This window comes from Veillonella sp. R32, assembly GCF_010093125.1.
GTDB lineage: Bacteria > Bacillota > Negativicutes > Veillonellales > Veillonellaceae > Veillonella_A.
This window is the reverse complement of sequence record NZ_NMZQ01000047.1, coordinates 41,397-63,393: the sequence shown is the minus strand read 5'-3', so window position 1 is coordinate 63,393 and position 21,997 is coordinate 41,397. Positions and strand designations below refer to the sequence as shown.

At 39.8% G+C, this 21,997-nt stretch carries 22 protein-coding genes and 1 riboswitch; of the genes, 1 reads left to right on the top strand and 21 read right to left on the bottom strand.

Going from position 1 to position 21,997, the window contains the following annotated elements; translation table 11 throughout:
• Nucleotides 1-7 precede the first annotated feature (7 nt).
• The 11 genes from rsmB to VER_RS09295 form a co-directional block, all read right to left on the bottom strand.
• Nucleotides 8-1,378 carry a 16S rRNA (cytosine(967)-C(5))-methyltransferase RsmB gene (rsmB, locus tag VER_RS09345; protein WP_162100557.1) on the bottom strand — a complete coding sequence of 457 codons (1,371 nt, stop codon included), beginning with the start codon at nt 1,376-1,378 and terminating at the stop codon, nt 8-10.
• Entirely contained in the window at nt 1,371-2,141 is a 771-nt protein-coding gene (locus VER_RS09340; protein WP_162100556.1) for a DUF116 domain-containing protein, read from the bottom strand. Before VER_RS09340 ends, rsmB begins: the two co-directional genes overlap by 8 nt.
• Nucleotides 2,134-3,111: a methionyl-tRNA formyltransferase gene (gene fmt, locus VER_RS09335; protein ID WP_162100555.1), complete on the bottom strand. Its 978-nt coding sequence runs from the start codon at nt 3,109-3,111 to the stop codon at nt 2,134-2,136. Before fmt ends, VER_RS09340 begins: the two co-directional genes overlap by 8 nt.
• A gap of 9 nt (nt 3,112-3,120) precedes the next feature.
• Nucleotides 3,121-3,639 (bottom strand): peptide deformylase, encoded by a 519-nt coding sequence (gene def, locus VER_RS09330; RefSeq protein ID WP_162100554.1) that lies wholly within the window; start codon nt 3,637-3,639, stop codon nt 3,121-3,123.
• Nucleotides 3,640-3,650: 11 nt separating this feature from the next.
• On the bottom strand, nt 3,651-5,831 hold the full coding sequence (gene priA / locus VER_RS09325; RefSeq protein ID WP_162100553.1) for a primosomal protein N': 2,181 nt from the start codon (nt 5,829-5,831) through the stop codon (nt 3,651-3,653).
• Nucleotides 5,832-5,973: 142 nt separating this feature from the next.
• Nucleotides 5,974-7,164 (bottom strand): methionine adenosyltransferase, encoded by a 1,191-nt coding sequence (metK, locus tag VER_RS09320; RefSeq protein WP_162100552.1) that lies wholly within the window; start codon nt 7,162-7,164, stop codon nt 5,974-5,976.
• Between the two features lie 54 nt (nt 7,165-7,218).
• Nucleotides 7,219-7,319, bottom strand: a riboswitch (SAM riboswitch).
• Between the two features lie 59 nt (nt 7,320-7,378).
• Nucleotides 7,379-8,560 carry a bifunctional phosphopantothenoylcysteine decarboxylase/phosphopantothenate--cysteine ligase CoaBC gene (coaBC, locus tag VER_RS09315; RefSeq protein ID WP_162100551.1) on the bottom strand — a complete coding sequence of 394 codons (1,182 nt, stop codon included), beginning with the start codon at nt 8,558-8,560 and terminating at the stop codon, nt 7,379-7,381.
• Nucleotides 8,561-8,596: 36 nt separating this feature from the next.
• Nucleotides 8,597-8,809 carry a DNA-directed RNA polymerase subunit omega gene (gene rpoZ / locus VER_RS09310; protein WP_162100550.1) on the bottom strand — a complete coding sequence of 71 codons (213 nt, stop codon included), beginning with the start codon at nt 8,807-8,809 and terminating at the stop codon, nt 8,597-8,599.
• Between the two features lie 13 nt (nt 8,810-8,822).
• Nucleotides 8,823-9,440 (bottom strand): guanylate kinase, encoded by a 618-nt coding sequence (gmk, locus tag VER_RS09305; RefSeq protein WP_162100549.1) that lies wholly within the window; start codon nt 9,438-9,440, stop codon nt 8,823-8,825.
• Between the two features lie 8 nt (nt 9,441-9,448).
• Complete coding sequence (remA, locus tag VER_RS09300; RefSeq protein ID WP_115309612.1) at nt 9,449-9,715, bottom strand: extracellular matrix/biofilm regulator RemA; 267 nt, start codon at nt 9,713-9,715, stop codon at nt 9,449-9,451.
• A gap of 26 nt (nt 9,716-9,741) precedes the next feature.
• On the bottom strand, nt 9,742-10,623 hold the full coding sequence (locus VER_RS09295) for a YicC/YloC family endoribonuclease (RefSeq protein ID WP_162100548.1): 882 nt from the start codon (nt 10,621-10,623) through the stop codon (nt 9,742-9,744).
• 177 nt (nt 10,624-10,800) lie between these two features.
• Between VER_RS09295 and VER_RS09290 the strand changes: the two genes are divergently transcribed.
• Nucleotides 10,801-12,552 (top strand): NFACT family protein, encoded by a 1,752-nt coding sequence (locus VER_RS09290; protein ID WP_162100547.1) that lies wholly within the window; start codon nt 10,801-10,803, stop codon nt 12,550-12,552.
• Nucleotides 12,553-12,611: 59 nt separating this feature from the next.
• Here the strand turns inward: VER_RS09290 and VER_RS09285 are convergent, their stop codons facing one another.
• The 10 genes from VER_RS09285 to VER_RS09240 form a co-directional block, all read right to left on the bottom strand.
• A complete protein-coding gene (locus VER_RS09285; protein WP_162100546.1) occupies nt 12,612-13,064 on the bottom strand; it encodes an ATPase in 453 nt (150 codons plus the stop codon).
• A gap of 20 nt (nt 13,065-13,084) precedes the next feature.
• Nucleotides 13,085-13,573 carry a pantetheine-phosphate adenylyltransferase gene (gene coaD, locus VER_RS09280; RefSeq protein ID WP_162100545.1) on the bottom strand — a complete coding sequence of 163 codons (489 nt, stop codon included), beginning with the start codon at nt 13,571-13,573 and terminating at the stop codon, nt 13,085-13,087.
• A gap of 4 nt (nt 13,574-13,577) precedes the next feature.
• Nucleotides 13,578-14,132 (bottom strand): 16S rRNA (guanine(966)-N(2))-methyltransferase RsmD, encoded by a 555-nt coding sequence (rsmD, locus tag VER_RS09275; protein WP_162100544.1) that lies wholly within the window; start codon nt 14,130-14,132, stop codon nt 13,578-13,580.
• Between the two features lie 84 nt (nt 14,133-14,216).
• Nucleotides 14,217-15,218, bottom strand: coding sequence for an NAD(P)H-dependent glycerol-3-phosphate dehydrogenase (locus VER_RS09270; protein WP_162100543.1), 1,002 nt, complete (start codon nt 15,216-15,218; stop codon nt 14,217-14,219).
• Nucleotides 15,218-15,820, bottom strand: a complete 603-nt coding sequence (gene plsY / locus VER_RS09265; protein WP_162100542.1) for a glycerol-3-phosphate 1-O-acyltransferase PlsY — start codon at nt 15,818-15,820, stop codon at nt 15,218-15,220. Before plsY ends, VER_RS09270 begins: the two co-directional genes overlap by 1 nt.
• Nucleotides 15,820-17,154 (bottom strand): ribosome biogenesis GTPase Der, encoded by a 1,335-nt coding sequence (der, locus tag VER_RS09260; RefSeq protein WP_162100541.1) that lies wholly within the window; start codon nt 17,152-17,154, stop codon nt 15,820-15,822. The genes plsY and der overlap by 1 nt, the downstream gene beginning before the upstream one ends.
• A gap of 230 nt (nt 17,155-17,384) precedes the next feature.
• Nucleotides 17,385-19,292 carry a bifunctional 4-hydroxy-3-methylbut-2-enyl diphosphate reductase/30S ribosomal protein S1 gene (locus VER_RS09255; RefSeq protein WP_162100540.1) on the bottom strand — a complete coding sequence of 636 codons (1,908 nt, stop codon included), beginning with the start codon at nt 19,290-19,292 and terminating at the stop codon, nt 17,385-17,387.
• Between the two features lie 11 nt (nt 19,293-19,303).
• Entirely contained in the window at nt 19,304-19,921 is a 618-nt protein-coding gene (locus tag VER_RS09250) for a 1-acyl-sn-glycerol-3-phosphate acyltransferase (protein ID WP_162100539.1), read from the bottom strand.
• A 14-nt stretch (nt 19,922-19,935) separates the two neighbouring features.
• The gene (gene cmk, locus VER_RS09245) at nt 19,936-20,610 is read right to left on the bottom strand and encodes a (d)CMP kinase (protein ID WP_162100538.1); all 675 of its coding nucleotides are present in this window, start codon (nt 20,608-20,610) and stop codon (nt 19,936-19,938) included.
• Between the two features lie 47 nt (nt 20,611-20,657).
• Complete coding sequence (locus VER_RS09240; protein WP_162100537.1) at nt 20,658-21,908, bottom strand: NAD(P)/FAD-dependent oxidoreductase; 1,251 nt, start codon at nt 21,906-21,908, stop codon at nt 20,658-20,660.
• Between the last annotated feature and the right edge of the window lie 89 nt (nt 21,909-21,997).

The following is a 21,997-nucleotide window of genomic DNA, read 5'->3' as shown; positions in this document are numbered from 1 at the left end:
GAAAGTCTTAGCCTTGTTTATGAAGACGAGCTATAAAAAAGCCATCCATTTCATCCTTTTGGGGCCATAAAGTTACCATAGGACCCGTTACAGGAAATGGTAAATACGGAGCTGCATCGGCCAAGACAAATTCACTATGAAGAGTTAAAAACTTATTAACCACGTCTTCGTTTTCAGCTTCATTAATAGTACAAGTAGAATAGACTAAGACACCACCTGCTTTTACTGTCTTAGCTGCTTCTTCTAAAATTTGGAGTTGCAACGTAGGCAAAGTCTTCAAAGACTCCGCCGACTTATGCCAACGCATATCTAGCTTACGCTGTAAAATACCAAGGCCAGAGCAAGGGGCATCCACTAATACTCTATCAAAGCTCTCCGCCCACTCAGTAGGCAAAGAAGTCGCATCTTGCAATTTAAATTCTGCATTAGTCACGCCTAGACGTTTAGCATTAGCCGCCATGAGACCTAATTTATGTTCATGAATATCATCAGCGACAATACGACCTCTATTCTGCATACGCGCTGCCATATGCATTGTCTTACCACCAGGAGCTGCACAACAATCCAAAACCTGGTCTCCTGGCTTAGGATCTACCACATAAGCCACCGCCATAGATGCTTCATCAGTAAAGGTTAAAAGTCCGTCTTTTACTAAAGCAGAACTGTCTAATGAACCACGATGGCTATTAATATAAATAGCCTCTGGCAGTTTACCAGTCGGTTCAGCTTGCCAACCAACTTTAGTAAGGGCTGCCATACCGTCTGGGATTGAGGTTTTCAGCGTATTGATGCGGGCTGTCAACCTTGGACGCTCATTAAACCAACTGCAAAGCCCCAGCGTTTTCTCTTCGCCATAAATAGCCAACCAATGCTCCAACAACCAAAGAGGTTGATTGTAAATAAACGCCAATCGCTCTACCGCGCTTGTAGCCAACTCATCAATGCTAAAGCTATCACGATTACGCAAAAAATTACGCAATACGCCATTGACAAAACCATCTAAACCGCGTGCCATTTTTTTTGCCAATTTTACGCTTTCATTTACAGCGGCACTCTCTGGTACCTTGTCCATATAAATGAGTTGATACAGACCTAATCGCAATATATCAACAACGATGGAAGATAATTTGCGCAACGGCCGTTTAGCTAACGTTTCAATAATAGCATCTAAATAGTTGCGACGACGCACTACCCCATATACTAGCTCTGTGAAAAAACGCCGATCCACATCACTTAAATGATGTTCCCCTAACATCTGTTGCAAAACTATATTCGCATAGGCACCGTCACGATTAATCATCAATAAAGCCTGGACAGCTAATCGTCTAATATTTACTTGTCCCTGCGAGGCGGGCCTCGCTGTCTGCACCTTAGCCATTAATTAATTTCTCCACAACTTCTTTAATACGATCCGTATTTACCCGCGTATTGCAACAAGGCCCACAAGGACGCTCATTGAGCACCCCTATTACGGGAATCGGAAATACATCATTCATACCACTCACTAAATCTCGCTCACAGGCAATGGCTACAATTGCCTTAGGGCGAATGTTTTTAATCATAAGTCTTGCCAATGTGCCACCTGTCACTACTACAAACTTGCAACCATAGGTATCGGCAATCTCAAGTAAGGTACCTACTTGACAGCGACCACAACGTTTACAATTATGAACATCAGTAGTTACTTTGTGAACGCAATCACTTTGTTGCAAACAATGCGGCGTTAATAATAAAACACGCTCAGCCGGTACTTTATACAGATTTAATTCCACCAAGTGATTAATTAAATCAATTAAAGCCTGACTAGCTCTATCTTTAGTGACACCTACTACTTTGCCGATAAGTAACACTACAGGGAAAAAAGCATAGAGCCAACGATTACTAATACGAAGCCAAATAGGATGAATTCGTAAATGGTTAGTTGACGCCAAAGCCATACTGCCCCACATAATCCAACAAAGTATGGGGAATACAGCTAATAAAATTTCCACTGTCGTTGCTATACCCACACCCCAACGATGTAAACCAGGCCATAATAAATAGCCTAAAACGGCCCACAATAGCGTAAGTATAAGAAATACTGCAAAGGTTAATTTAAAGTACAAAGGATATTGTCCTAAGCTTTGTTGTTGATTACGCATTCAGAATTAATCCTGCCTTTACTTGATGACCACGACAAAAATCGCCAGCATTCATGCGTTTTTTATTATCTGGCTGTACTTCCAAAACTTCTAATACACCCTCACCAGTTGCTACTAAAAAGCTTTTTTCGGTTACACCTATAATCGTACCAGGAATGGGGTCACCGGCTGTCACCGAAATATTTTTAGTCTTTACTACTTCATTTGCCATAGCACAGGCTTGCCATACTTTAATGCGTTTACCAGCTTCTAAGAAGGTAAAACAACCCGGTGCTGGACTAAGACCTCTAATTTGATTAGCTAAGGCAACGGCACTGCGCGTCCAATCAAGGGCTCCCATTTCCTTAGTAATTTTATTAGCATAAGTAGCTTGGCTATCATCTTGTGGCACAGGCTGTAAACTACCAGCCAAAGCCTTAGCCAGTACCTCATTAATAACCTCGCCACCGATTGGTGCAATGCGGTCAAATAATTCGCCTGTTGTTTCACCAGCTTTAATTGTTAGCGGAATCGTTTCCAACATATCGCCCGTATCTAAGCCATCATTCATTTGCATAATAGTTACCCCTGTTTCACGGTCTCCATTTAAAATAGCCCAGTGAATAGGCGCGGCGCCACGATATTTAGGCAATAAAGAGGCATGTACATTAAGACAGCCATACTTTGGTAGACGAATCAACCAAGGGGGTAAAATTTTACCATAAGCCACAACGACTATTACATCAGGTGCTAACGAACGAAGCAAAGTTTCAGCCGCCTCATCACGCAAAGTCACTGGCTGATATACAGCTAAGTCAGCTGCTAAGGCACATTCCTTTACTGGTGGCATTTGCACTTTTTTACCACGTCCTTTTTGTTTATCTGGTTGGCAGAAAACACCTACCACTTCATGGGGGCCATCAATCAAAGCCTGTAAGGTAGGCACGGCAAAATCTGGTGTCCCCATAAAAACAACCCGTAATGAATCCATGAATGCCTCCTATGCCTGTGATGGTTCTTTTATAATATCGGCTTCTGCTTCTGCCATAGCCACTGCATTTTCATCTTTCAATTTATAGGCAGTCTCTACTTTTTCAATAAACAAAATGCCATTTAAATGATCAATTTCATGCTGAATAATACGAGCTAAAAAGCCTTCCGCTTTTAGTTTTTTCTTTTTATTGTGACGATCAATATAATGTACCTCAATCTCTTGATAGCGCTTTACATCACCAAAATAGCCAGGCACACTTAAGCAACCTTCTACGCCAATTTGTTCACCATCAGCTTTAACGATTTCTGGGTTAATAAATTCTTGTAAACCTGTACCATCATCCACTACGATAATACGCTGTGACACATTAACCTGTGGTGCCGCTAAACCGCAACCATCGGCAACACGCATAGTATCTGCCATGTCATCTAATAACTGGCGCAATTTTTTATTGACAAAATCAACAGGTTCCGCCACTTTTTTTAATACAGGATGTCCTGCTTTCACAATATCTAAAACTGCCATATGTCCTCCTATTAAACAGGATCTACATCAATATGTAATCCCTCTTGTGTAAAAATCCACGAATTGTATATAAAGTCTTTGATAGACTCTAATTGATTGCCTCGTACCATAATCGCTACGCGATATAAGTCACGTACCTTTTTAATACCTTCTTCATAAGGACCCATAATATCAAGCTCGCCTGGCACTGCCAAAGATTCTAAAGTGCTCACAATTTTTTCTGCAATAGCCATAGCTTTAGCCACTTCTTTATGCTGAATCCTAAAATGCATCATCGCCCCTAACGGAGGATACCCTAGCATTTCACGAGCCTGTATTTCTTCTTCATAAAAACCAATATAATCATGGGCCTTACTCTTTATTATAGCATAATGTAAGGGATTATAGGTCTGAATTACGACTTGTCCCTTCCCCGTACTACGCCCTGCGCGGCCAGCCACTTGGGTCAGCAAATCAAAGGTTCGCTCAGACGCACTATATAAAGGGATATTTAACACGGAATCAGCGGTCAATACGCCTACGGCCGTAACCCCTTTAAAATCATGTCCCTTCGCTACCATTTGGGTACCTAATAAAATATCATAATGGCCTGCCCCAAAGTCAGTTAGAATTTGCTCACCATTTCCTTTTTTCGCCGTCACATCTTGGTCTAAACGAGCAATTCGTGCTTTAGGAAAATTGCGTTGTAATTCTTCTTCCACTTTTTGTGTACCAGAGCCAAAAAATTTAATTTTTTGACTGCCACAATGAGGGCATACTCTAGGTACTGGCTCGTGATATTCGCAATAATGACAACGAAGTGCCTCACCACTTTGATGATATACCATAGCCACATCACAATGAGGGCATTTAATGGGTTCGCCACATTCGCGACACATAACAAAGGTGCTGTAACCACGACGATTCAACAAAATAATCATCTGTTCTTGATTAGCCAAAGTTTGTCGAATGAGATGACTCATAGCCCCTGAAAATACAGAATAATTACCATACATCATCTCTTCTTTCATATCTATGATTTGCACCTTAGGTAATGGTTGATGAAAAATTCGATGTTTCAATTCTAATAATTGATATGTCCCCTGTTTAGCTAAATAATACGACTCAATAGAAGGTGTAGCCGATCCAAGGATTAGGGGACACTGATTAGCCTTAGCACGCCATTGAGCGACTTTACGGGCATGGTAACGCACCATATCCTCTTGTTTATAAGACGTATCATGCTCTTCATCTACTATAATGAGCCCAATGTCTTCCGTAGGTGCGAATACAGCTGACCGAGCACCAATAATAATATGACTATCTTTACGTCGCAAGCGTTCCCAATTATTATACCGTTCACTAATAGTTAACTTGCTATGAAATACTACTACTTCATCGCCAAAGGCTTCCACAAAGCGCGTAACAATTTGATTCGTTAACATAATTTCCGGTACTAACACAATGGCAATGCGGTCCATAGCAATACAGTCACGGGCTGCTTTCATATAAATTTGTGTTTTGCCACTACCAGTAACACCATGTAATAAAAAGGTATCCGCTATGCGGTTCGTGACAGCCCGTTTAATGGGTTCATAACAGGTTTGTTGTTCTGCTGTAAGCGGTAAATCTTTTACCTGAAAAGCATTAAACTTTGTCTTAGTCTGTGTATATCGCTCTTCTACCGTAATGCCTTCATAAGTCATCACTTGTTTTATAACGGGTAACGTGAAACCATCTTTTTGTAAACTATGTACCGACGCTGTACCTAACTCTTGTAAGTAAAATCCTAATTCACGCTGTCGCTTTCGCTTCAAAGGAATATGCTCTGGTTGAAACCAAGGTTGCACTACTAGCCACTGTTCTTTAGGTCGTTCATAACTCTTTAATTGCTTCTTATCAATAGTAAACAAACTCAATGCTTCTGATAAAGCACATAAATAATAGTTACTGAGCTTTTTAGCGGTAGCTAACATTTCTGGCGTAAACCACGGTTCTTTGTCTAAAACTGCTTGAATAGGCTTGATTTCATAAGTAGGAATTTCTGTTAGCTCTCGATAAGCTATGAGAATTCCTTCTTCCTTTGTGCGCCCTAAAGGGACAGCTACGCGCGTACCTAAAGCAATTTCGCCAAATTGTGGCGGTACAGCATAGCTGAATGGACTATTCATTTTCTTCGCTGGACGATTGATAATAACTTCCGCCACACGCATACTATCCCTCCTTTGCAGTATTTTTTATTATACCATTTTTTTCGATATTTTTAAATAAAGACTACACAGCAAGAACTAAAAAAGAGGCCGTAATTTGAATAGCTCAAATTACAACCTCTCTATATTTAGCTTAGCTATTTAATTATAAACCAGCTTCTTTGCGAAGAATTTCTGCTTTATCAGTATGTTCCCAAGGAAGATCAACATCAGTACGACCAAAGTGACCATAGGCTGCTGTTTGATGATAAATTGGACGAAGCAAGTCAAGCATTTCGATGATACCTGCTGGACGAAGGTCAAAATGTTTCTTAACAAGTTCCGCAATTTTTTCTTCGGCCACTTTAGCAGTGCCAAAAGTTTCAACCATGATGGATACAGGTTTTGCCACGCCGATGGCATAAGCAATCTGAATTTCACATTTATCCGCAAGACCAGCTGCTACGATGTTTTTAGCTACATAACGAGCTGCATACGCTGCACTGCGGTCTACTTTTGTAGGATCTTTACCAGAGAATGCACCGCCCCCGTGACGAGCCATACCACCGTAAGTATCTACAATAATCTTACGACCAGTTAAACCAGCATCCCCTTGTGGACCACCAATTACGAAACGACCTGTAGGATTGATGAAGAATTTAGTGTTTTCATCAACAAAACCTTCTGGTAATACAGGTTTAATAACTAATTCTTTAAGGTCAGCCTCAATCTGTTCACGAGATACTTCAGGACCATGTTGAGTAGAAATAACGATAGTTTCAATGCGTTTAGGTACGCCATCTACATATTCAACAGTAACCTGTGTTTTACCATCAGGACGAAGGTAAGGTAATACACCATCTTTACGAACTTTTGTTAACTGACGAGATAAACGATGAGCTAATGCGATTGGCATAGGCATGAATTCTTCCGTTTCATTCGTAGCATAACCAAACATCATCCCTTGGTCACCAGCACCGATTTTATCAAATTTATCGCTACCACCTTCGCGTGTTTCAAGCGCATCATCCACGCCCATAGCAATATCTACGGACTGTTCGTCTAATGCTACGTTAACACCACAAGTATCGCAGTCAAAACCGTATTTAGCACGTGTATAACCGATTTCGCGAATCGTTTCACGTACAATATGATTAATATCTACATAACATTTAGTGGAAATTTCCCCAACTACATGAACTTGACCTGTTGTTACGAGCGTTTCACACGCAACATGAGCCGTTGGATCTTGCGCAAGAATTGCATCAAGCACAGCATCCGAAATTTGGTCAGCGATTTTGTCGGGATGACCTTCTGTTACGGATTCTGATGTGAAAAATACATGTTTTTCAGCCATTTACCCATTACCTCCATAAAAAAATTCCTCATCAGCCAAGCGATGAGGAATCAAACCCCATCTTTCGGCATATTACCGTCGGACTTAGCACCTTTTCACAATGAATGGTTGCTGTAGCTTCACAGGGCCTTTCCCTCCACTACTCTTGATGAGACAAAAGTTACTATTAAACTGATTGTGATACTTTATATCACTGGTTCATTATACAATAGAATTACAATTCTGCCAAGGCTGAAATAATTCGCTTAGCGACATCAATTTTTGTCATAAGTGGTAAAGGACGAACTTGCCCACCTGGATAAATCAAAGTTACCTCGTTAGTATCAACATTAAAGCCTGCGTTCTGTTTACTCACATCATTGGCTACTAACATATCAAGATTTTTGTTAAGTACTTTTGATTTACCATATTCGATGACATTTTGAGTCTCAGCAGCAAAACCGATGAGCTTTTGGTGAGTTTTATTCTCTCCTAACCCTTTAAGAATATCTGGATTTTTCACTAATTTAAGCTCTAAGGTATCCATCTTCTTAATTTTAGTGTCCGCCATATTCGCTACTCTAAAATCGGCTACAGCGGCCGCCATAATCACCGCATCGCAAGCTTCGTAGCGACTATTCACCGCTTCTTCCATGGCTCTTGCTGAATCAACGGATACTAATTCTACCCCAAATGGTACGGGTAAATTAGTCGGTGCTGAAATTAAAATAGTCCGCGCCCCAGCGAGAGCAGCTTGCTCCGCAATGGCGTATCCCATTTTACCGCTAGACCGATTGCCAATATAACGTACAGGATCAATGGCTTCTTGAGTACCACCAGCTGTTACAATAACGGTTTTATTAGCCAATACATCTGTTTTCATCATATGGAAAGATAACCATTCAACGATGCGGGCTGGCTCAGGCAAACGCCCTTTGCCCGTAACGCCACAAGCTAAATGTCCACTATCTGCTTCTAAAATATGCATCCCCAATTCACGCAACGTATTCATATTTCGTTGTGTTATGGGATTTTCATACATATTAGTATTCATAGCAGGACACAAAAAGATAGGCGCTTTAGTGGCCATCAATTGTGTCGTAAGCATATCATCAGCAATGCCTGAAGCTAATTTACCAATAACATTGGCCGTAGCTGGTGCCACAATATAAGCATCCGCCCATGTGGCTAAAGCAATATGTTCCACGTTCCAATCATGCACATCTTCAAACATTTTAACCGCCACTGGATGACCGCTAATTTCGCCAAAGGTCATAGGGGACACAAACTTGGTGGCATTTTCTGTCATAACCACCTTCACCTCAGCCCCTAATTTGCGGAGGCGACTTACAATTTCTACTGCTTTATACGCAGCAATACCACCAGATACACCTACAATTACGTGTTTATTTTTCATCCTCAACACCTATTATCGTTCACCTTTTAGTACCGCTTATTTAATACCGTCTTTAGTACGAGCAAAGCCGATTTTATCATCTGCAATTTCATGAAGCGCAACGGATACTGGTTTATCTGTATCTAAACCAGTTACTAAGGCTTCATCACCGTCAGTTAATTCACGAGCACGCTTAGCGGCTAATGTAACTAAAGTATATTTACTATCTACATGTTTTTCCAAGTCCTTTAATAAAGGTTTTACCATCATAACGCATTACTCCTTATTTCGCATATTGCTTATAAATATATTGGATTTTTTCTTTATTTCGTTTAATTTTACAAGCTTCTGCTCGTAAAATAGACGCTACTTTTTCCACTGCATCTGGCAACACATCATTCACTACAATATAGTCATAACGATGAGCTAACGCTAATTCAGAGCTAGCTTTAGAAAGTCGCTTATCAATGACTTCAGCTGCATCAGTACCACGATCGCGCAGACGATTGGATAAAATATCTAAAGACGGTGGCACAATATAAATAAATACAGCCTCACTAAATCGTTCTTTAACTTGCATAGCACCTTGAATATCAATTTCAAGAATAACACTTTTACCTTCGCTCAACAAGTCCATAACATGTTGTTTAGGTGTACCATAATAATTATCATACACTTGCGCGTATTCTAAAAAGGCATCCTCTTCAATGAGGCGTTGAAAGGTTTCTTTATCGCGAAAGAAATAACTAACCCCTTCTTCCTCACCAACTCGCGGTGCCCGTGTAGTCATAGATACTGAATACACAAGATTGGGCATTTGTTTGCGCAAAGCTGCGCAAATGGTCCCTTTACCAGCCCCTGAAGGACCAGATAAAACAATCAAAATCCCTCTGTCCGACATAATAGCACCTACGCTTCCGTAGACTCAGCAGGTGTAGCTTGAACAATACGATGTGCTACTGTTTCCGGTTGAATCGCTGACAACACAATTTGACCACTATCCATCACTAAGACAGCTCGTGTTTTACGACCATATGTAGCATCTACTAATACACTTTTTTCCCGCGCATCTTGAATCATTCGTTTAATGGGCGCAGACTCTGGACTGATGATAGCAATTAGGCGATTTGCCGAAACCATATTACCAAATCCAATGTTTAAAAGCTTTGTACTCATACTTAGTGACTCCTTACTCTTGCAACCTACTCTATATTTTGAATTTGCTCTCTAATTTTCTCTAACTCACATTTCAATACTACAACACGGTCTGTTATGGCTAAATCGGATCCTTTAGATCCCATGGTATTTACTTCTCGATTCATTTCTTGTAACAAGAAATCTAACTTACGCCCAATCGGTTGATTCTCTTTTAGTGTGTTTCTTAATTGTACCACATGAGAGCCAAAACGTACAATTTCTTCTGTAATATCTGTTTTATCACTCATGGTGGCTACTTCTTGAAGAAAACGGTCCATGTTAACGGTTACGTCCGTTTTCTCTAGCACATTTTGAATGCGCTGCAATAATCGCTCTTCATACTTTTTAACAGCTATATCTTTATGTGCCATTACTTCTTGTAATACAGCCTCTAATGTATTAACACGACCTTCGATTTCAGCTTTTAAATTGGCTCCTTCTAAAGCCCGCATATCACATAGACCTGCTAAAGCAGTCTTTAAAGCATCCAATGTAGCTACTTCTAATTTAGCCTCTTCAAAAGGTATATCTTCTAGTACTAGCCAGTCCTGTGAAACACTCATCATATCTCGTAAAGAAGCGCGCTCTTTAGTTTGTGAAAACCCTTGGACTACCAAAAAATCCCTAATTTGATCGGCTAAGGTATTATTAACAGTAAATACTTTCTCCCGATCACTCGTATTTTTAAGGGTAACATTGACTTCTACTTTCCCCCGTTGCAAAGTATCCTTTATATGACGTCGTAATGTATTTTCTAAAAAATATAAGGTAGCCGGCATATTGAGATGAAGATCTAAAAATCGAGAATTTACACTTTTAATTTCAATAATAATTTGTAAACTTTCATCGATGCCAATACCACGACCAAAACCGGTCATACTATTCATAATATATTATGTCCTTTCTATTTTATCCTAGTCAACTTCCTAGTATTCTTCTTCATTTTGTATTTCATTTTCTTTCATTTTATCATGTTACTTACGTAGGGTAAAGGAATCTAATCCCTTATAGCTATTATAAATGTGATATACTTATTATATTGAATATATTAAAAGGAGTTAACGATGAATTTAGATGGTTTAACCTTAGCCGTATTAACCAAAGAATTGGCCCAACACTTAGTGACGGGGCAAATTCAACGGCTATTGCAAATAGATAAAACAACAATTGTTCTTAAAATAAACACCCCTACTGGCAACCAGAGCTTAGTCATTACAGCCGGCAATTTACCAGCTTGCTATTTAAGTCATGGCATTACGGATTTACCTAAAGAGCCTACATCCCTCTGTATGTTTTTACGGAAGCATTTAGAAGGCGCCCGTATTACCGCCATTGAGCAACTTAATGGGGACCGTATTCTTCGAATTAGTGCCGATAAATTAGACCTAGATGGTTCTTTAATTTCTAATCGCATTTACATTGAATTAATGGGCAAATATTCAAATTGTATTTTTGTACAAGATGGACTGATTTTAGAAGCCCTAATCCATGTAACCCCTTTAATGAATCGAGAACGGTCCATTGCCCCTAAATTGCCGTACGAATTGCCACCTAATAGCGAACGTGGTAGTTTATTCGAATTTAGTGACGAAGAAATAAAAGAGTTATTACAAAACTTTAGTCAAGGTACGGTAGCCGACACAGTGCGTCGTATTTTTAATGGCTTTGGCCCTGCTCTATTAAAGGAAGTGTGCTATCTAGCTAATCTTACCGAAAAAACAGCTATAGATACCTTGTCAAAGGAAGCCCTGAATTGTCTAGGTACAGCTTTAAGTAAAGTAAAAGAAGCCGTTGCCTCTGCTACCCAATTATTAGTGTATGAAAATGCTAATCACAAGAAATTGTATAGCCCCATTCCCCTAACTTATTTAGAGGCTCAAGGCGGTCAACTACAAGCTACCTATGATTCTATATCACAACCTTTAGAGCTGGCCGTAGTAAAACAAGGTGGTATTAACACTACCTCCAATGAATTGGAGCGAACTTTACAACAAGCTATAAAAAAAGAGGAATTACGCCATTCTAAAATCCAAACAGAATTAGATGCTAGCGACAAAGCTGAGGAATATAAATCCTATGGTGATTTATTAATGATTAATGCTTATTTAGATACTCAATATAAATCAACTGTTACGGTAGATAATATCTTAGCTGACCCCATTGAACCTATCACAATTCCCTTATTACCAGAATTAACAATTGTAGAGAATGCACAACATTATTATAAGCAATACACAAAATTAAAAAATCGCATGCAAAGTGGTCTATATCAATTAAATCAAAGTAGTCAGCGAATTGACTACCTACAATCCGTCTTATATAGTCTTACCATTGCCGATAGCAAAGACCTTGTACAAGAAATCTACAATGAATGTGAACAAGCAGGCTTACTCAAAAAATCTAAAAAACCGGTTAGTTACAAAGCACCTAAACATAATTTTATGCGGTTTCCTATTGATGGTGGTGAAATTTTCATTGGTCGTAATAATCAACAAAATGAGTATTTAACCCATCGTTTTGCTAAACCAAATGACATGTGGTTTCATACCTTACAAGTACAAGGTAGTCATGTCATTTTACGGCCTGCTGAAGGCACCACAGCAACCGATGAAATGCTAACCTTAGGCGCTCAATATGCCGCTTATTTTAGCAGAGCTCGGGAATCGTCGAAAGTAGCCGTCGATTACACGCTCATTAAGTATATTAAAAAGCCACCTGCTTCTCCGCTAGGTTTTGTTATTTACACGAATCAAAAAACGGCAGTTATTGACCCTAAAGAACCAGTTTTAAACAAAACCACTAACTACTATGAATAATGAAAAGGCTCTCAGGAAATTCCTTATATACTAAGGATGCTTCCTGAGAGCCTCTTTACTTATTCACGATTAGATTGTTTTAAGCTTTCACGGTTTTGACGTAAGCTTTCTAAGGTTTTTTCCAAATTGTTTTCAATATAGCGCATTACATCACTAGCATATTGAATGGAGCTATCCTTCAATTCCTGTGAGGATTGATTAGCTAACATAATAATTTGGTTTGCCTGTGTCTGCGCTTGTTTTACCAATTCACTTTCTTCCGTCAACTTAGCAATATAATCTTTAGCTTGTGCAATCAAAGTGTCAGCTTGGCGTTGCGCATCTGCCAAAATTTTGTCTTTTTCGGCCATAATACGACGAGACTCTTCAAGCTCTAATGGTAAAGACTCATTAATAGCGTCTAAGACACGCATAATTTCTTCTTCTTCAATGACCCGTTTAGTGGTCATAGGAATGCGACCACTGGTTTCGATTAAATTTTCCAAATCTTCTAAAAGTTTTTCTGTTTTCATTCTCGCCACTCCTATTAGTACTATTTACTACGATTTGCAAACTTAGCTTCCAAAGCCTCTTTTACCGTTTCAGGAACTAGACCATCTAATGAGCCATTAAATTTTGCTAATTCACGAACTCCTGTAGAGCTAACAAAAGAGTACTTATTATTCGTCATAATAAACACAGTTTCAATATCATCATCCAAATATTTTGAAAATAAAGCTCGCTGGAACTCATATTCAAAATCACTGAGCGCTCGCAAGCCTCGAATAATCATATAACTATTCTTGGACTTAGCATAATCAATTAATAATCCCGATGCACAATCAACCTCAACATTTGGTATATGGGCTACAGAGGCTTTAATCAACTCCACACGCTCTTGTTGCGTAAATAAACTATGTTTATTAGGATTATCTAAAACCGCTACAATCAATGTATCTACAAGCTTACTCGCTCGTTCGAAAATATCGACATGCCCATTTGTTACAGGGTCAAAACTCCCTGGACAAATGCCTATACGCACTATACTAGCTCCTTTCAAGCTCATAGGGTACACAATACGTCACCTTTGTATACCCAAATTGCTGTTCTTTTATCATCGTCCAGCCTTCTGGTAATACAAGTGGTTCCTTTTCATGATGCTCCACAATAAGCATTCCATTTTCTTTTAGTAATTGTTGATTGACTACTACAGCTAACGTAGCCGCTACAAAACCTTGTTCATAGGGCGGATCTGAGAAAATATAGTCAAATTGCCGACCCGCTAATTGCTTACCAGCTACTTCAATAGTTACTGGCAACACCTCAACCTCTTGCTCAAAATGACAATGACCTACATTTTCTTTGATAATACGTGCTGTCCGTTTATCAACACAAACGGCTAGTGAGGCCCCACGGCTAACTGCTTCTAATGCAAAAGCACCTGTGCCAGAGAATAAATCAAGGACTGTCGACTCTACCAAGCCATAATTAGTTAACACATTAAAAATACTTTCTCGCACCCTGTCTTGGGTAGGACGAGTATTCATCCCTTTTGGTGCTTTTAAATTATGACCTTTGGCACGGCCTGCAATAATTCTCATACGTCCCTCTTTATGCCTACACTTGTCTCTTAATTATAGTATATTATGTTACAAAATAAAAGTACATGTCCCGTGAAAAATTAATTATAGGAACATTTCATCTTTTAAATTGCGTCCCATTAAATCCATTAAGGCCTCTTGCGGTGCTTTTTGATGATACAACACTTCATATAAAGCACTAGTAATCGGTAAATCTAATTGTTTAACTTTCGCTACTTCATACACCGTTTTTACTGCAAAAAAGCCTTCTACCACCATGTTAGAGTGATTCATAATATAATCCATCGTTTCGCCATCAGCTAATTTTTGACCCGCTGCGCGATTCCGACTATGCTTGCTCATACAAGTAGCAATAAGATCACCCATACCAGCAAGCCCTGCATAAGTTTCACGACGCGCACCTAAGGCAACACCAAATTTGGTCATCTCATGAAGACCGCGAGTTAATAAAGCGGATTTACAATTATCGCCTAAAGACATGCCATCAACAATCCCTGCTGCCAAGGCGATAATATTTTTAGTAGTGCCTGCCAATTCTACCCCAGTCATGTCTTCGTTTACATAGACTCTAAAATTGCGCGTACTAAGAGCTTTTTGTACAAATTCAGCCGTTTCCTTCGTCTTCGCCGATACTACAGTAGTAGCAGGCAAATTACGACCAATTTCTTCAGCGTGATTAGGGCCTGATAAAATGGCTAACCGCGCGGTTATGGTCCCCACTTCTTCCGCAGCTACTTCTGATAAGCGCTTCCCCGTTTCCCGCTCAATCCCTTTCGAACAAATGACTAAGGTTGTATCACCATGTATAAAAGCCTTTAATTGCTGTAAGGTATGACGCACATAAATTGAAGGGGTCACAATAAGCAAAATATCACTGTCTTTAGCAATACTACCTAAATCAGCACTCATCTGCAAACTATCTGGTAAGCGGACTCCCTTTAAATAAGCTTCATTTTCACGACTGCTTTGTAAAGCCTTTACTTGTTCCTCACGGCGACAATATAACCACGTATCATTGCCCGCTTGAGTAGCCTTGCAGGCTAAAGCCGTTCCCCAACTCCCAGAACCTATAACACCAATTTTCATTAGGAATCATCACGCTCCGTTCGTTCTACTTTAAGCTCTTGACCACGTAAGAGACGTAAAATATTTTCACGATGTCGTAAAATTACAAATAAAGCCGCCACAGCACCAAATACGATGTACCAAATAGGTTCACCAAAAACTATCATCAAAATCGGTACTAACGCAGCCCCCACAATGGAGCCTAAGGACACATATTTAGTAAAGTATACAATAACCGCCCAAGTAGCAAAACAAATGGCTGAAATAATTGGCACTAGAAAAATAAGTACTCCTAGCCCCGTTGCCACACCACGACCACCTTTGAAGCCTAAAAAAATTGACCAGTTGTGACCAACCATAGCCAAAATACCCCCTAAGAGCATTAAATTAGGCTCTGGTGAAAAAATAGCAACCCCAGCCATACCTTTAGCAGCATCGCATAGAAATACGGGCAACGCTGCTTTCATCCCCAACACACGGTAGGTATTGGTGGCACCGATATTTTTACTGCCATATTGACGGACATCAGTATTAAAAAAGACCTTACCAATAATTAAACCACTAGGAATAGAACCTAAGAGATAGGCTCCTAAGGCAAATAAAAGCGTAGATAGTGTAAACATTAGTCGTCATCATTTCCCTTCTTGCCACGTAAGATTAAACGAATAGGCGTACCTTCAAAGCCGAAAGATTCGCGCAAACGGTTTTCTAAGAAACGCATATAAGAGAAATGAATTAACTCTGGTTCATTTACAAATAATATAAAAGTGGGTGGTTTTACTGATGCTTGTGTCATGTAATAAATCTTAGGCAAACGGCCACTGCGAGATGGCACTGGATTTACATTTTGCGCATCCGACAATACTTGATTTAATACACTTGTAGAAATGCGCATATGTTGCTGTTCAGAAACGAATTTAATTAAATCCGCCAAACGATGAATACGCTGTTTTGTTAAGGCCGAGGCAAATAATATCGGCGCATACCGCAAAAAGCCCATTTCATCATAAATGTCTTCGGTGTAGCGAATAGTCGTCTTATCATCTTTCTCTACTAAATCCCACTTATTCACTACGATGACGATACCTTTACCAGCCTCATGCGCATAGCCAGCAATTTTCTTATCTTGTTCCGTAACCCCATCTACCCCATCAAGAACTAACACTACAATGTCAGCACGGTCTACAGAGCGCAAAGAGCGAACAATACTATACCGTTCTACAGGGGCATCAATTTTTGCCTTACGGCGCATACCAGCCGTATCAATTAAAATAAATTTTTGACCATCATGAGTCCAATGCGTATCGATGGAATCGCGAGTTGTACCAGCTACATCACTAACGATAACTCGATCTTGACCGAGTAACGCATTTGTCAAAGAAGATTTACCTACATTTGGACGTCCAATCAACGCCACATGAATAGTATCTTCCTCTTCAGCTGCGCTAGCCCCATCAGGGAAGTGTTTTACCACATCATCAAGCAAATCACCTAAGTTCATCAAGTTCTTCGCTGAAATGCCAATAGGATCACCAATTCCTAAATTATAAAATTCATAAATATTAGCTTCTTGGTTAACACTGTCAATTTTATTAACAACTAAAATTACCGGTTTACCACTGGACCGTAAAATATTGGCCACTTCTTCATCAGCTGGTACAACACCCTGTTTGCCATCTACTACAAACAGGATTACATCAGCTTCTTCAATAGCTAATTGTGCTTGTAAACGCATCATTTTAGGAATTTCATGACTATCAGCAGTGATAAATTCAATCCCCCCTGTATCAATCATAGTAAATTCTCTATTCAGCCATTCAGCGTCAAAATAAATTCTATCACGCGTAACGCCGGGAATATCCTCCACAATGGAAATACGTTTATTTACTATGGCGTTAAACAATGTAGATTTTCCCACATTAGGACGCCCTACTACTGCTACTAATGGTTTTGCCATACTGTCACCTCAATCATACATAAAATATCACTCTATATTGTAACATATTCAACGTAATCCTTAAAGAACTTCGCCACATACGCTAACAGTTTCTACAAGATTGCAACCCCTTATCTTGTTCTTTCGTTCCTTTATCTGCTTCTTCTTTATCATAGAATACGCAAAAGGAGCTGTAAAGTGGCAAGCCACCTACAGCTCCTTTATATGAGCACATTGTGCTATTGCTAAAATTATTCAGCGTCGGATTCAGCAGATTCTACTGGTTCCATTAATTCAGTTAAAGCTAAGCCCAATTTCTTTTCATCTTTATTAAGGGAAATAACTTTAACTTCTACTTCACGACCACGAGTTAAGTAGTCTTCTACTTTAGCATTACGTTGTTTTGTAATCTGGGAAATGTGAAGTAAACCTTGGATATCGTCGTTAACAGCTACGAAAGCACCGTAAGCTACTAAACGAACAACTTTACCAGTTAATACATCGCCAACTTTGATAGTTTCTTCAGCTACATCCCAAGGGCTCTTAGTTAATGCTTTTAAGGACAAGGAAAGTTTGTTGCTTTCTTCGTCAAAGGATTGTAATTTAACTTCGATTTCTTGACCAACGGACAACACGTCTTCTACGCGTTTAATTTTGTGCCAAGAAATATCGGAGATGTGAAGTAAACCTTCGATACCACCGATATCAACGAACGCACCATAAGGCATGATTTTACGAACAATACCTTTATAGTTGTCGCCAACATTAATATTTTTCAAGGCTTCTTCTAATTTAGCCTGACGAGCTACTTCTAATACAGCACGACGGGAAAGAACCAAACGGTTTTTCTTTTCATCGATTTCCAATACCTTAGCTTCAAATTCAGTACCTACTAAGCTATCAAGAGATTTAACGAAGTGAACATCCCCTTGAGATAGTGGAATAAAACCACGAAGGGATTTAACAGTTACAACAAGACCAGCTGGAATAGCGTCAACACCTTTACAGATGATAGGTTCGTCTTTTTCCTGAGCTTCTTGTACATACTGCCAATCTTCGTCTTTAGCCAAACGAGTGATGGACAAGTAGATAGGATTATCTTCCTTGATGTGGTTCATGATTACGGCTTTAATGTGATCGCCATTTTTTAGCACGTCTTTAGCAGAGGCAGGTGCTGGATAAGCGATTTCAGTACGGTTCAAAGTTGCTTCTGTTTTATAACCGAAGGAAACGTACGCTTTGTCGTCGTCAACTTCTACTACTGTACCTTCTACTACTGTGCCTTTCTTAAAGTCTTCTGCCCAGTCAGCTTCTTTGGCTAACAATTCTTCAAATTCATTCATTGTGTCAATGACCTCCTTAATTATCCAGTCGGGTGTCGATGCACCGGCTGTAACCCCTACCGTGTTGACTTCGTTAAACCAAGTCAGTTCTAATTCAGTAGCGGTCTCTATATGATAGGTAGTACATCCAACGTCACGACAGACCTCTGCTAATCTGTTGGTGTTACCGCTGTTCTTACCACCTACCACAATCATAAGGTCCACCGTTTTTGCTAAAGCTACTGCCGAATTTTGACGTTCTTGGGTAGCCGTGCAAATCGTTTTGAAAACCTTTAGATTTTGAGTTTTTTTCTCTAATATATCTATTATACTTTGAAATTTAAATTGTGAAAAGGTAGTTTGTACAACTACACCCCTATTTTCCACGAAAGGCAGAATTTCAGCTTCTTCTTCCGATTCGATGACTATACCTTTGTTTCGAGCCCATAAATTAATGCTAATTACCTCAGGATGCTTTTTTTCACCTAAAATAACAAGCGACATTCCCGAGTCAATTACCGACTTAGCATCCTGCTGTGCTTTCTTAACATGGGGACAAGTAGCATCCACGACATGAAGGCCTTTTTCATTAGCTTCCTCATAAATAGCTGGCCCCACACCATGCGAGCGAATAATCACGGTTCCCTTCGGAATTTCTTCCAATGTATCTACCGCATATACTCCATGATGTTCTAAATTAGCCACCACCTGTGGATTGTGAATAATAGGACCTAATGTATAACTGCGGTCTAAATGGTTCGATGTATCTTGAGCCATATTAACAGCTCGTTTAACACCATAACAAAAGCCACAATTCTCTGCAATACGTATTTCCACGTTTGCCTCCTTTATCGTTTAAAGTTTGGATGGCTAGCCCGATAGTCTGCCATTAAGGTTTCCAAAGCACTCTTAACTTGCTCATTTAAAGCAGCAATCGCTTCTGCCGTAGGCTTTGCTTTAGTCACGGGAATCGGTTTACCAATAATGGCGGCTACTTGCCCTCGTTTAATATCATAAGAGCCCATGAGCGCCACTGGTACCACGGGTACGCCCGTTCGCAAGGCCATAGAAGCAACGCCATCATGAAAACGACCTAAGGTCTTATCTTTCTTTTGACGTGTTCCTTCCGGAAATATTCCTAATACCAAATTGTTCTTTAATAAGTTCATAGCATGACGAATAGCAATTTTATCGACGCCGCCTCGTTTCAAAGGAAACGCGCCTAACCAACGACAAAAGAAATTAGAAATAGGGTTCTTAAATAATTCTTCTTTCGCCATAAAGCTAACGTGCCGTGGTAAAGCATGCCCTACAATACAAGGGTCATTATTGCTCTTGTGATTAGGAGCTACAATGACAGGCCCTTCTTTAGGAAAATTCTCACGCCCTACTACATCCGTTTTATAAATCCAACCATACACAATTTGAAAGGCTGAACGCCATAAACATTCTGAAAACTTATCCATAAAGCGATACTCCTTTACTTTTCAGCATCTGTAATCAATTGTATCATACGCTCTACAGTTTCATCAAAAGTTAAATTATCAGAATTGACTACAATGGCTTCGGGAACGCAAACTAAAGGGGATTCCTTACGATTCGTATCCATCTCATCACGAGCCATTACACTGGCCTTAATGTCTTCTAAAGAAATAGTTTCCTTATCCTTTGTTTCTAACCAACGTCGTTTGGCACGCGCATCTACAGAAGCGGTTAAATAGATTTTTAATTCCGCCTTAGGTAAAACTACAGATCCAATATCACGGCCATCAAGAATAACACCACCGCTTGTTGCCATAGCTCGTTGTTGAGCTACTAAAAACTGACGAACTGCTTTAATGCTAGCAATTTGTGATACCGCTTGATTAACCGCTTGACTACGAATCGCTTCCGTTACATCGTCACCATTTACAAAAACAGTAAATGCTTCGTCCGTCGGCTCTAAACGTAAGGTCAAGGTTGGCAATAACGCCGTTACAGCCGCTTCATCGGTAGGCGTTATGCCTTTTTGAAGCACGGCCCAAGTAACAGCACGATACATGGCACCTGTATCGATATATAAATAGCCTAATTTTTTAGCTACTACTTTAGAGATACTACTTTTACCTGCCCCAGCCGGTCCATCTACGGCTACAGCAATTCGTTGTTTACTCATACCTAAAAACTCCTCCCATGAATCATGTCATGGCCTTATACAACATCCTATGTCTCATCGCCGTATACTGCATGTTGAGCTGCTACAAATGCGGTCGCAAAAGCAGCTTGTAAATTATAGCCCCCCGTAAAGGCATCAATATCTAAGACCTCACCAGCTGCATACAAACCTTTTATTTTCTTAGATTCCATTGTTTTAGGGACAAATTCTTTCACAGAAATGCCCCCAGCTGTTACAATGGCTTCCGCAATGGGACGCATTTGTTTAAACGTCAACGGCATATGTTGTAATACATGAACTAAACGTTGCCGCTCTTCACGACTAATTTGATTAATAAACTTTTCTGGAGTTAACCCAGCTAATTCTATAATAACAGGAATTAAGCGTTGTGGTAATAAATCTTTTAACCCATTCACTAATTGTTTCTTCGAGTATGTTACAAAATCTCGCTGTACCCGTTGATCCAATTGTTCTACTGTTAAGGCTGGCTTCAAATTAATTTCTAAATTAATAATGCCTATATTCTTTTTCTTTAATAATTTGCCCACTGTATGACTCAAGGAAAGTACAATCGGTCCCGTAATACCAAAATGGGTAAACATCATTTCACCAAATTGTTTAGCCTGCACTTTAGCCTTCGCCACTACAGACAGTTCTACATTACGTAAACTTAGCCCCATCAAATCCTTTGCCCAAGTTTCCTTTGTTTCTAAGGGCACTAAGGACGGCCGTAAATCTGTAATAGTATGACCTACTGCCTGCGCCATCTCATAGCCATCACCAGTAGAACCTGTTAATGGATAAGACAGGCCACCAGTAGCTAAAATAACCGCATCTCCATAATAGGTTTCCTTATCAGTAATAACCCCTTTAATACTATCATCTTGTACGATTAATTGCTTAACTGCTTCATTTAAATGAAGGATACCACCATACCCTTTAAAAACGCGCATAAACATATTGCGCACTTCTAATGCGGAGTCAGATTCAGGAAAAACACGCCCACCTCGTTCTACTTTGGTAGCCAATTTCCAACTATGCAATAAATCGAGCAAATCACGATTATCAAATTGCTGGTAAGCACTCATTAAAAACTTACCATTGCCCGGTGTTTTGGCAATAAAATCAGCAATGGGGGCATCATTCGTAATATTACAGCGACCTTTACCTGTAATCCCCATTTTTTTACCCACCATATTCATCTTCTCTAAGAGCGTAACCTTAGCCCCTTCGCGAGCTGCTATAGTGGCTGCCATTAAGCCAGCGGCACCAGCGCCAACTACAATAATATGTTTCATTATCGGCCTCCTCTAGGACGACGTTGACTACCTCGAGTAGCTCCACTACGGCCGAACTGTTTTTTATTATCTTTAGTTAAAGAGCGTTT

What these genes read in the sequence shown, in the direction of transcription:
- fmt (WP_162100555.1), bottom strand. Translation starts at nt 3,111, where the DNA reads ATGGATTCATTACGGGTTGTTTTTATGGGGACACCAGATTTTGCCGTG.
- VER_RS09250 (WP_162100539.1), bottom strand. Translation starts at nt 19,921, where the DNA reads ATGGATAAGTTTTCAGAATGTTTATGGCGTTCAGCCTTTCAAATTGTG.
- metK (WP_162100552.1), bottom strand. Translation starts at nt 7,164, where the DNA reads ATGGCTGAAAAACATGTATTTTTCACATCAGAATCCGTAACAGAAGGT.
- priA (WP_162100553.1), bottom strand. Translation starts at nt 5,831, where the DNA reads ATGCGTGTGGCGGAAGTTATTATCAATCGTCCAGCGAAGAAAATGAAT.
- VER_RS09290 (WP_162100547.1), top strand. Translation starts at nt 10,801, where the DNA reads ATGAATTTAGATGGTTTAACCTTAGCCGTATTAACCAAAGAATTGGCC.
- cmk (WP_162100538.1), bottom strand. Translation starts at nt 20,610, where the DNA reads ATGAGTAAACAACGAATTGCTGTAGCCGTAGATGGACCGGCTGGGGCA.
- VER_RS09270 (WP_162100543.1), bottom strand. Translation starts at nt 15,218, where the DNA reads ATGAAAATTGGTGTTATAGGTTCTGGGAGTTGGGGAACGGCTTTAGCC.
- VER_RS09340 (WP_162100556.1), bottom strand. Translation starts at nt 2,141, where the DNA reads ATGCGTAATCAACAACAAAGCTTAGGACAATATCCTTTGTACTTTAAA.
- coaBC (WP_162100551.1), bottom strand. Translation starts at nt 8,560, where the DNA reads ATGAAAAATAAACACGTAATTGTAGGTGTATCTGGTGGTATTGCTGCG.
- plsY (WP_162100542.1), bottom strand. Translation starts at nt 15,820, where the DNA reads ATGTTTACACTATCTACGCTTTTATTTGCCTTAGGAGCCTATCTCTTA.
- der (WP_162100541.1), bottom strand. Translation starts at nt 17,154, where the DNA reads ATGGCAAAACCATTAGTAGCAGTAGTAGGGCGTCCTAATGTGGGAAAA.
- VER_RS09285 (WP_162100546.1), bottom strand. Translation starts at nt 13,064, where the DNA reads ATGAAAACAGAAAAACTTTTAGAAGATTTGGAAAATTTAATCGAAACC.
- rsmD (WP_162100544.1), bottom strand. Translation starts at nt 14,132, where the DNA reads ATGAGAATTATTGCAGGCCGTGCCAAAGGTCATAATTTAAAAGCACCA.
- remA (WP_115309612.1), bottom strand. Translation starts at nt 9,715, where the DNA reads ATGAGTACAAAGCTTTTAAACATTGGATTTGGTAATATGGTTTCGGCA.
- rsmB (WP_162100557.1), bottom strand. Translation starts at nt 1,378, where the DNA reads ATGGCTAAGGTGCAGACAGCGAGGCCCGCCTCGCAGGGACAAGTAAAT.
- rpoZ (WP_162100550.1), bottom strand. Translation starts at nt 8,809, where the DNA reads ATGATGGTAAAACCTTTATTAAAGGACTTGGAAAAACATGTAGATAGT.
- VER_RS09240 (WP_162100537.1), bottom strand. Translation starts at nt 21,908, where the DNA reads ATGAAACATATTATTGTAGTTGGCGCTGGTGCCGCTGGCTTAATGGCA.
- VER_RS09295 (WP_162100548.1), bottom strand. Translation starts at nt 10,623, where the DNA reads ATGAATAGTATGACCGGTTTTGGTCGTGGTATTGGCATCGATGAAAGT.
- gmk (WP_162100549.1), bottom strand. Translation starts at nt 9,440, where the DNA reads ATGTCGGACAGAGGGATTTTGATTGTTTTATCTGGTCCTTCAGGGGCT.
- def (WP_162100554.1), bottom strand. Translation starts at nt 3,639, where the DNA reads ATGGCAGTTTTAGATATTGTGAAAGCAGGACATCCTGTATTAAAAAAA.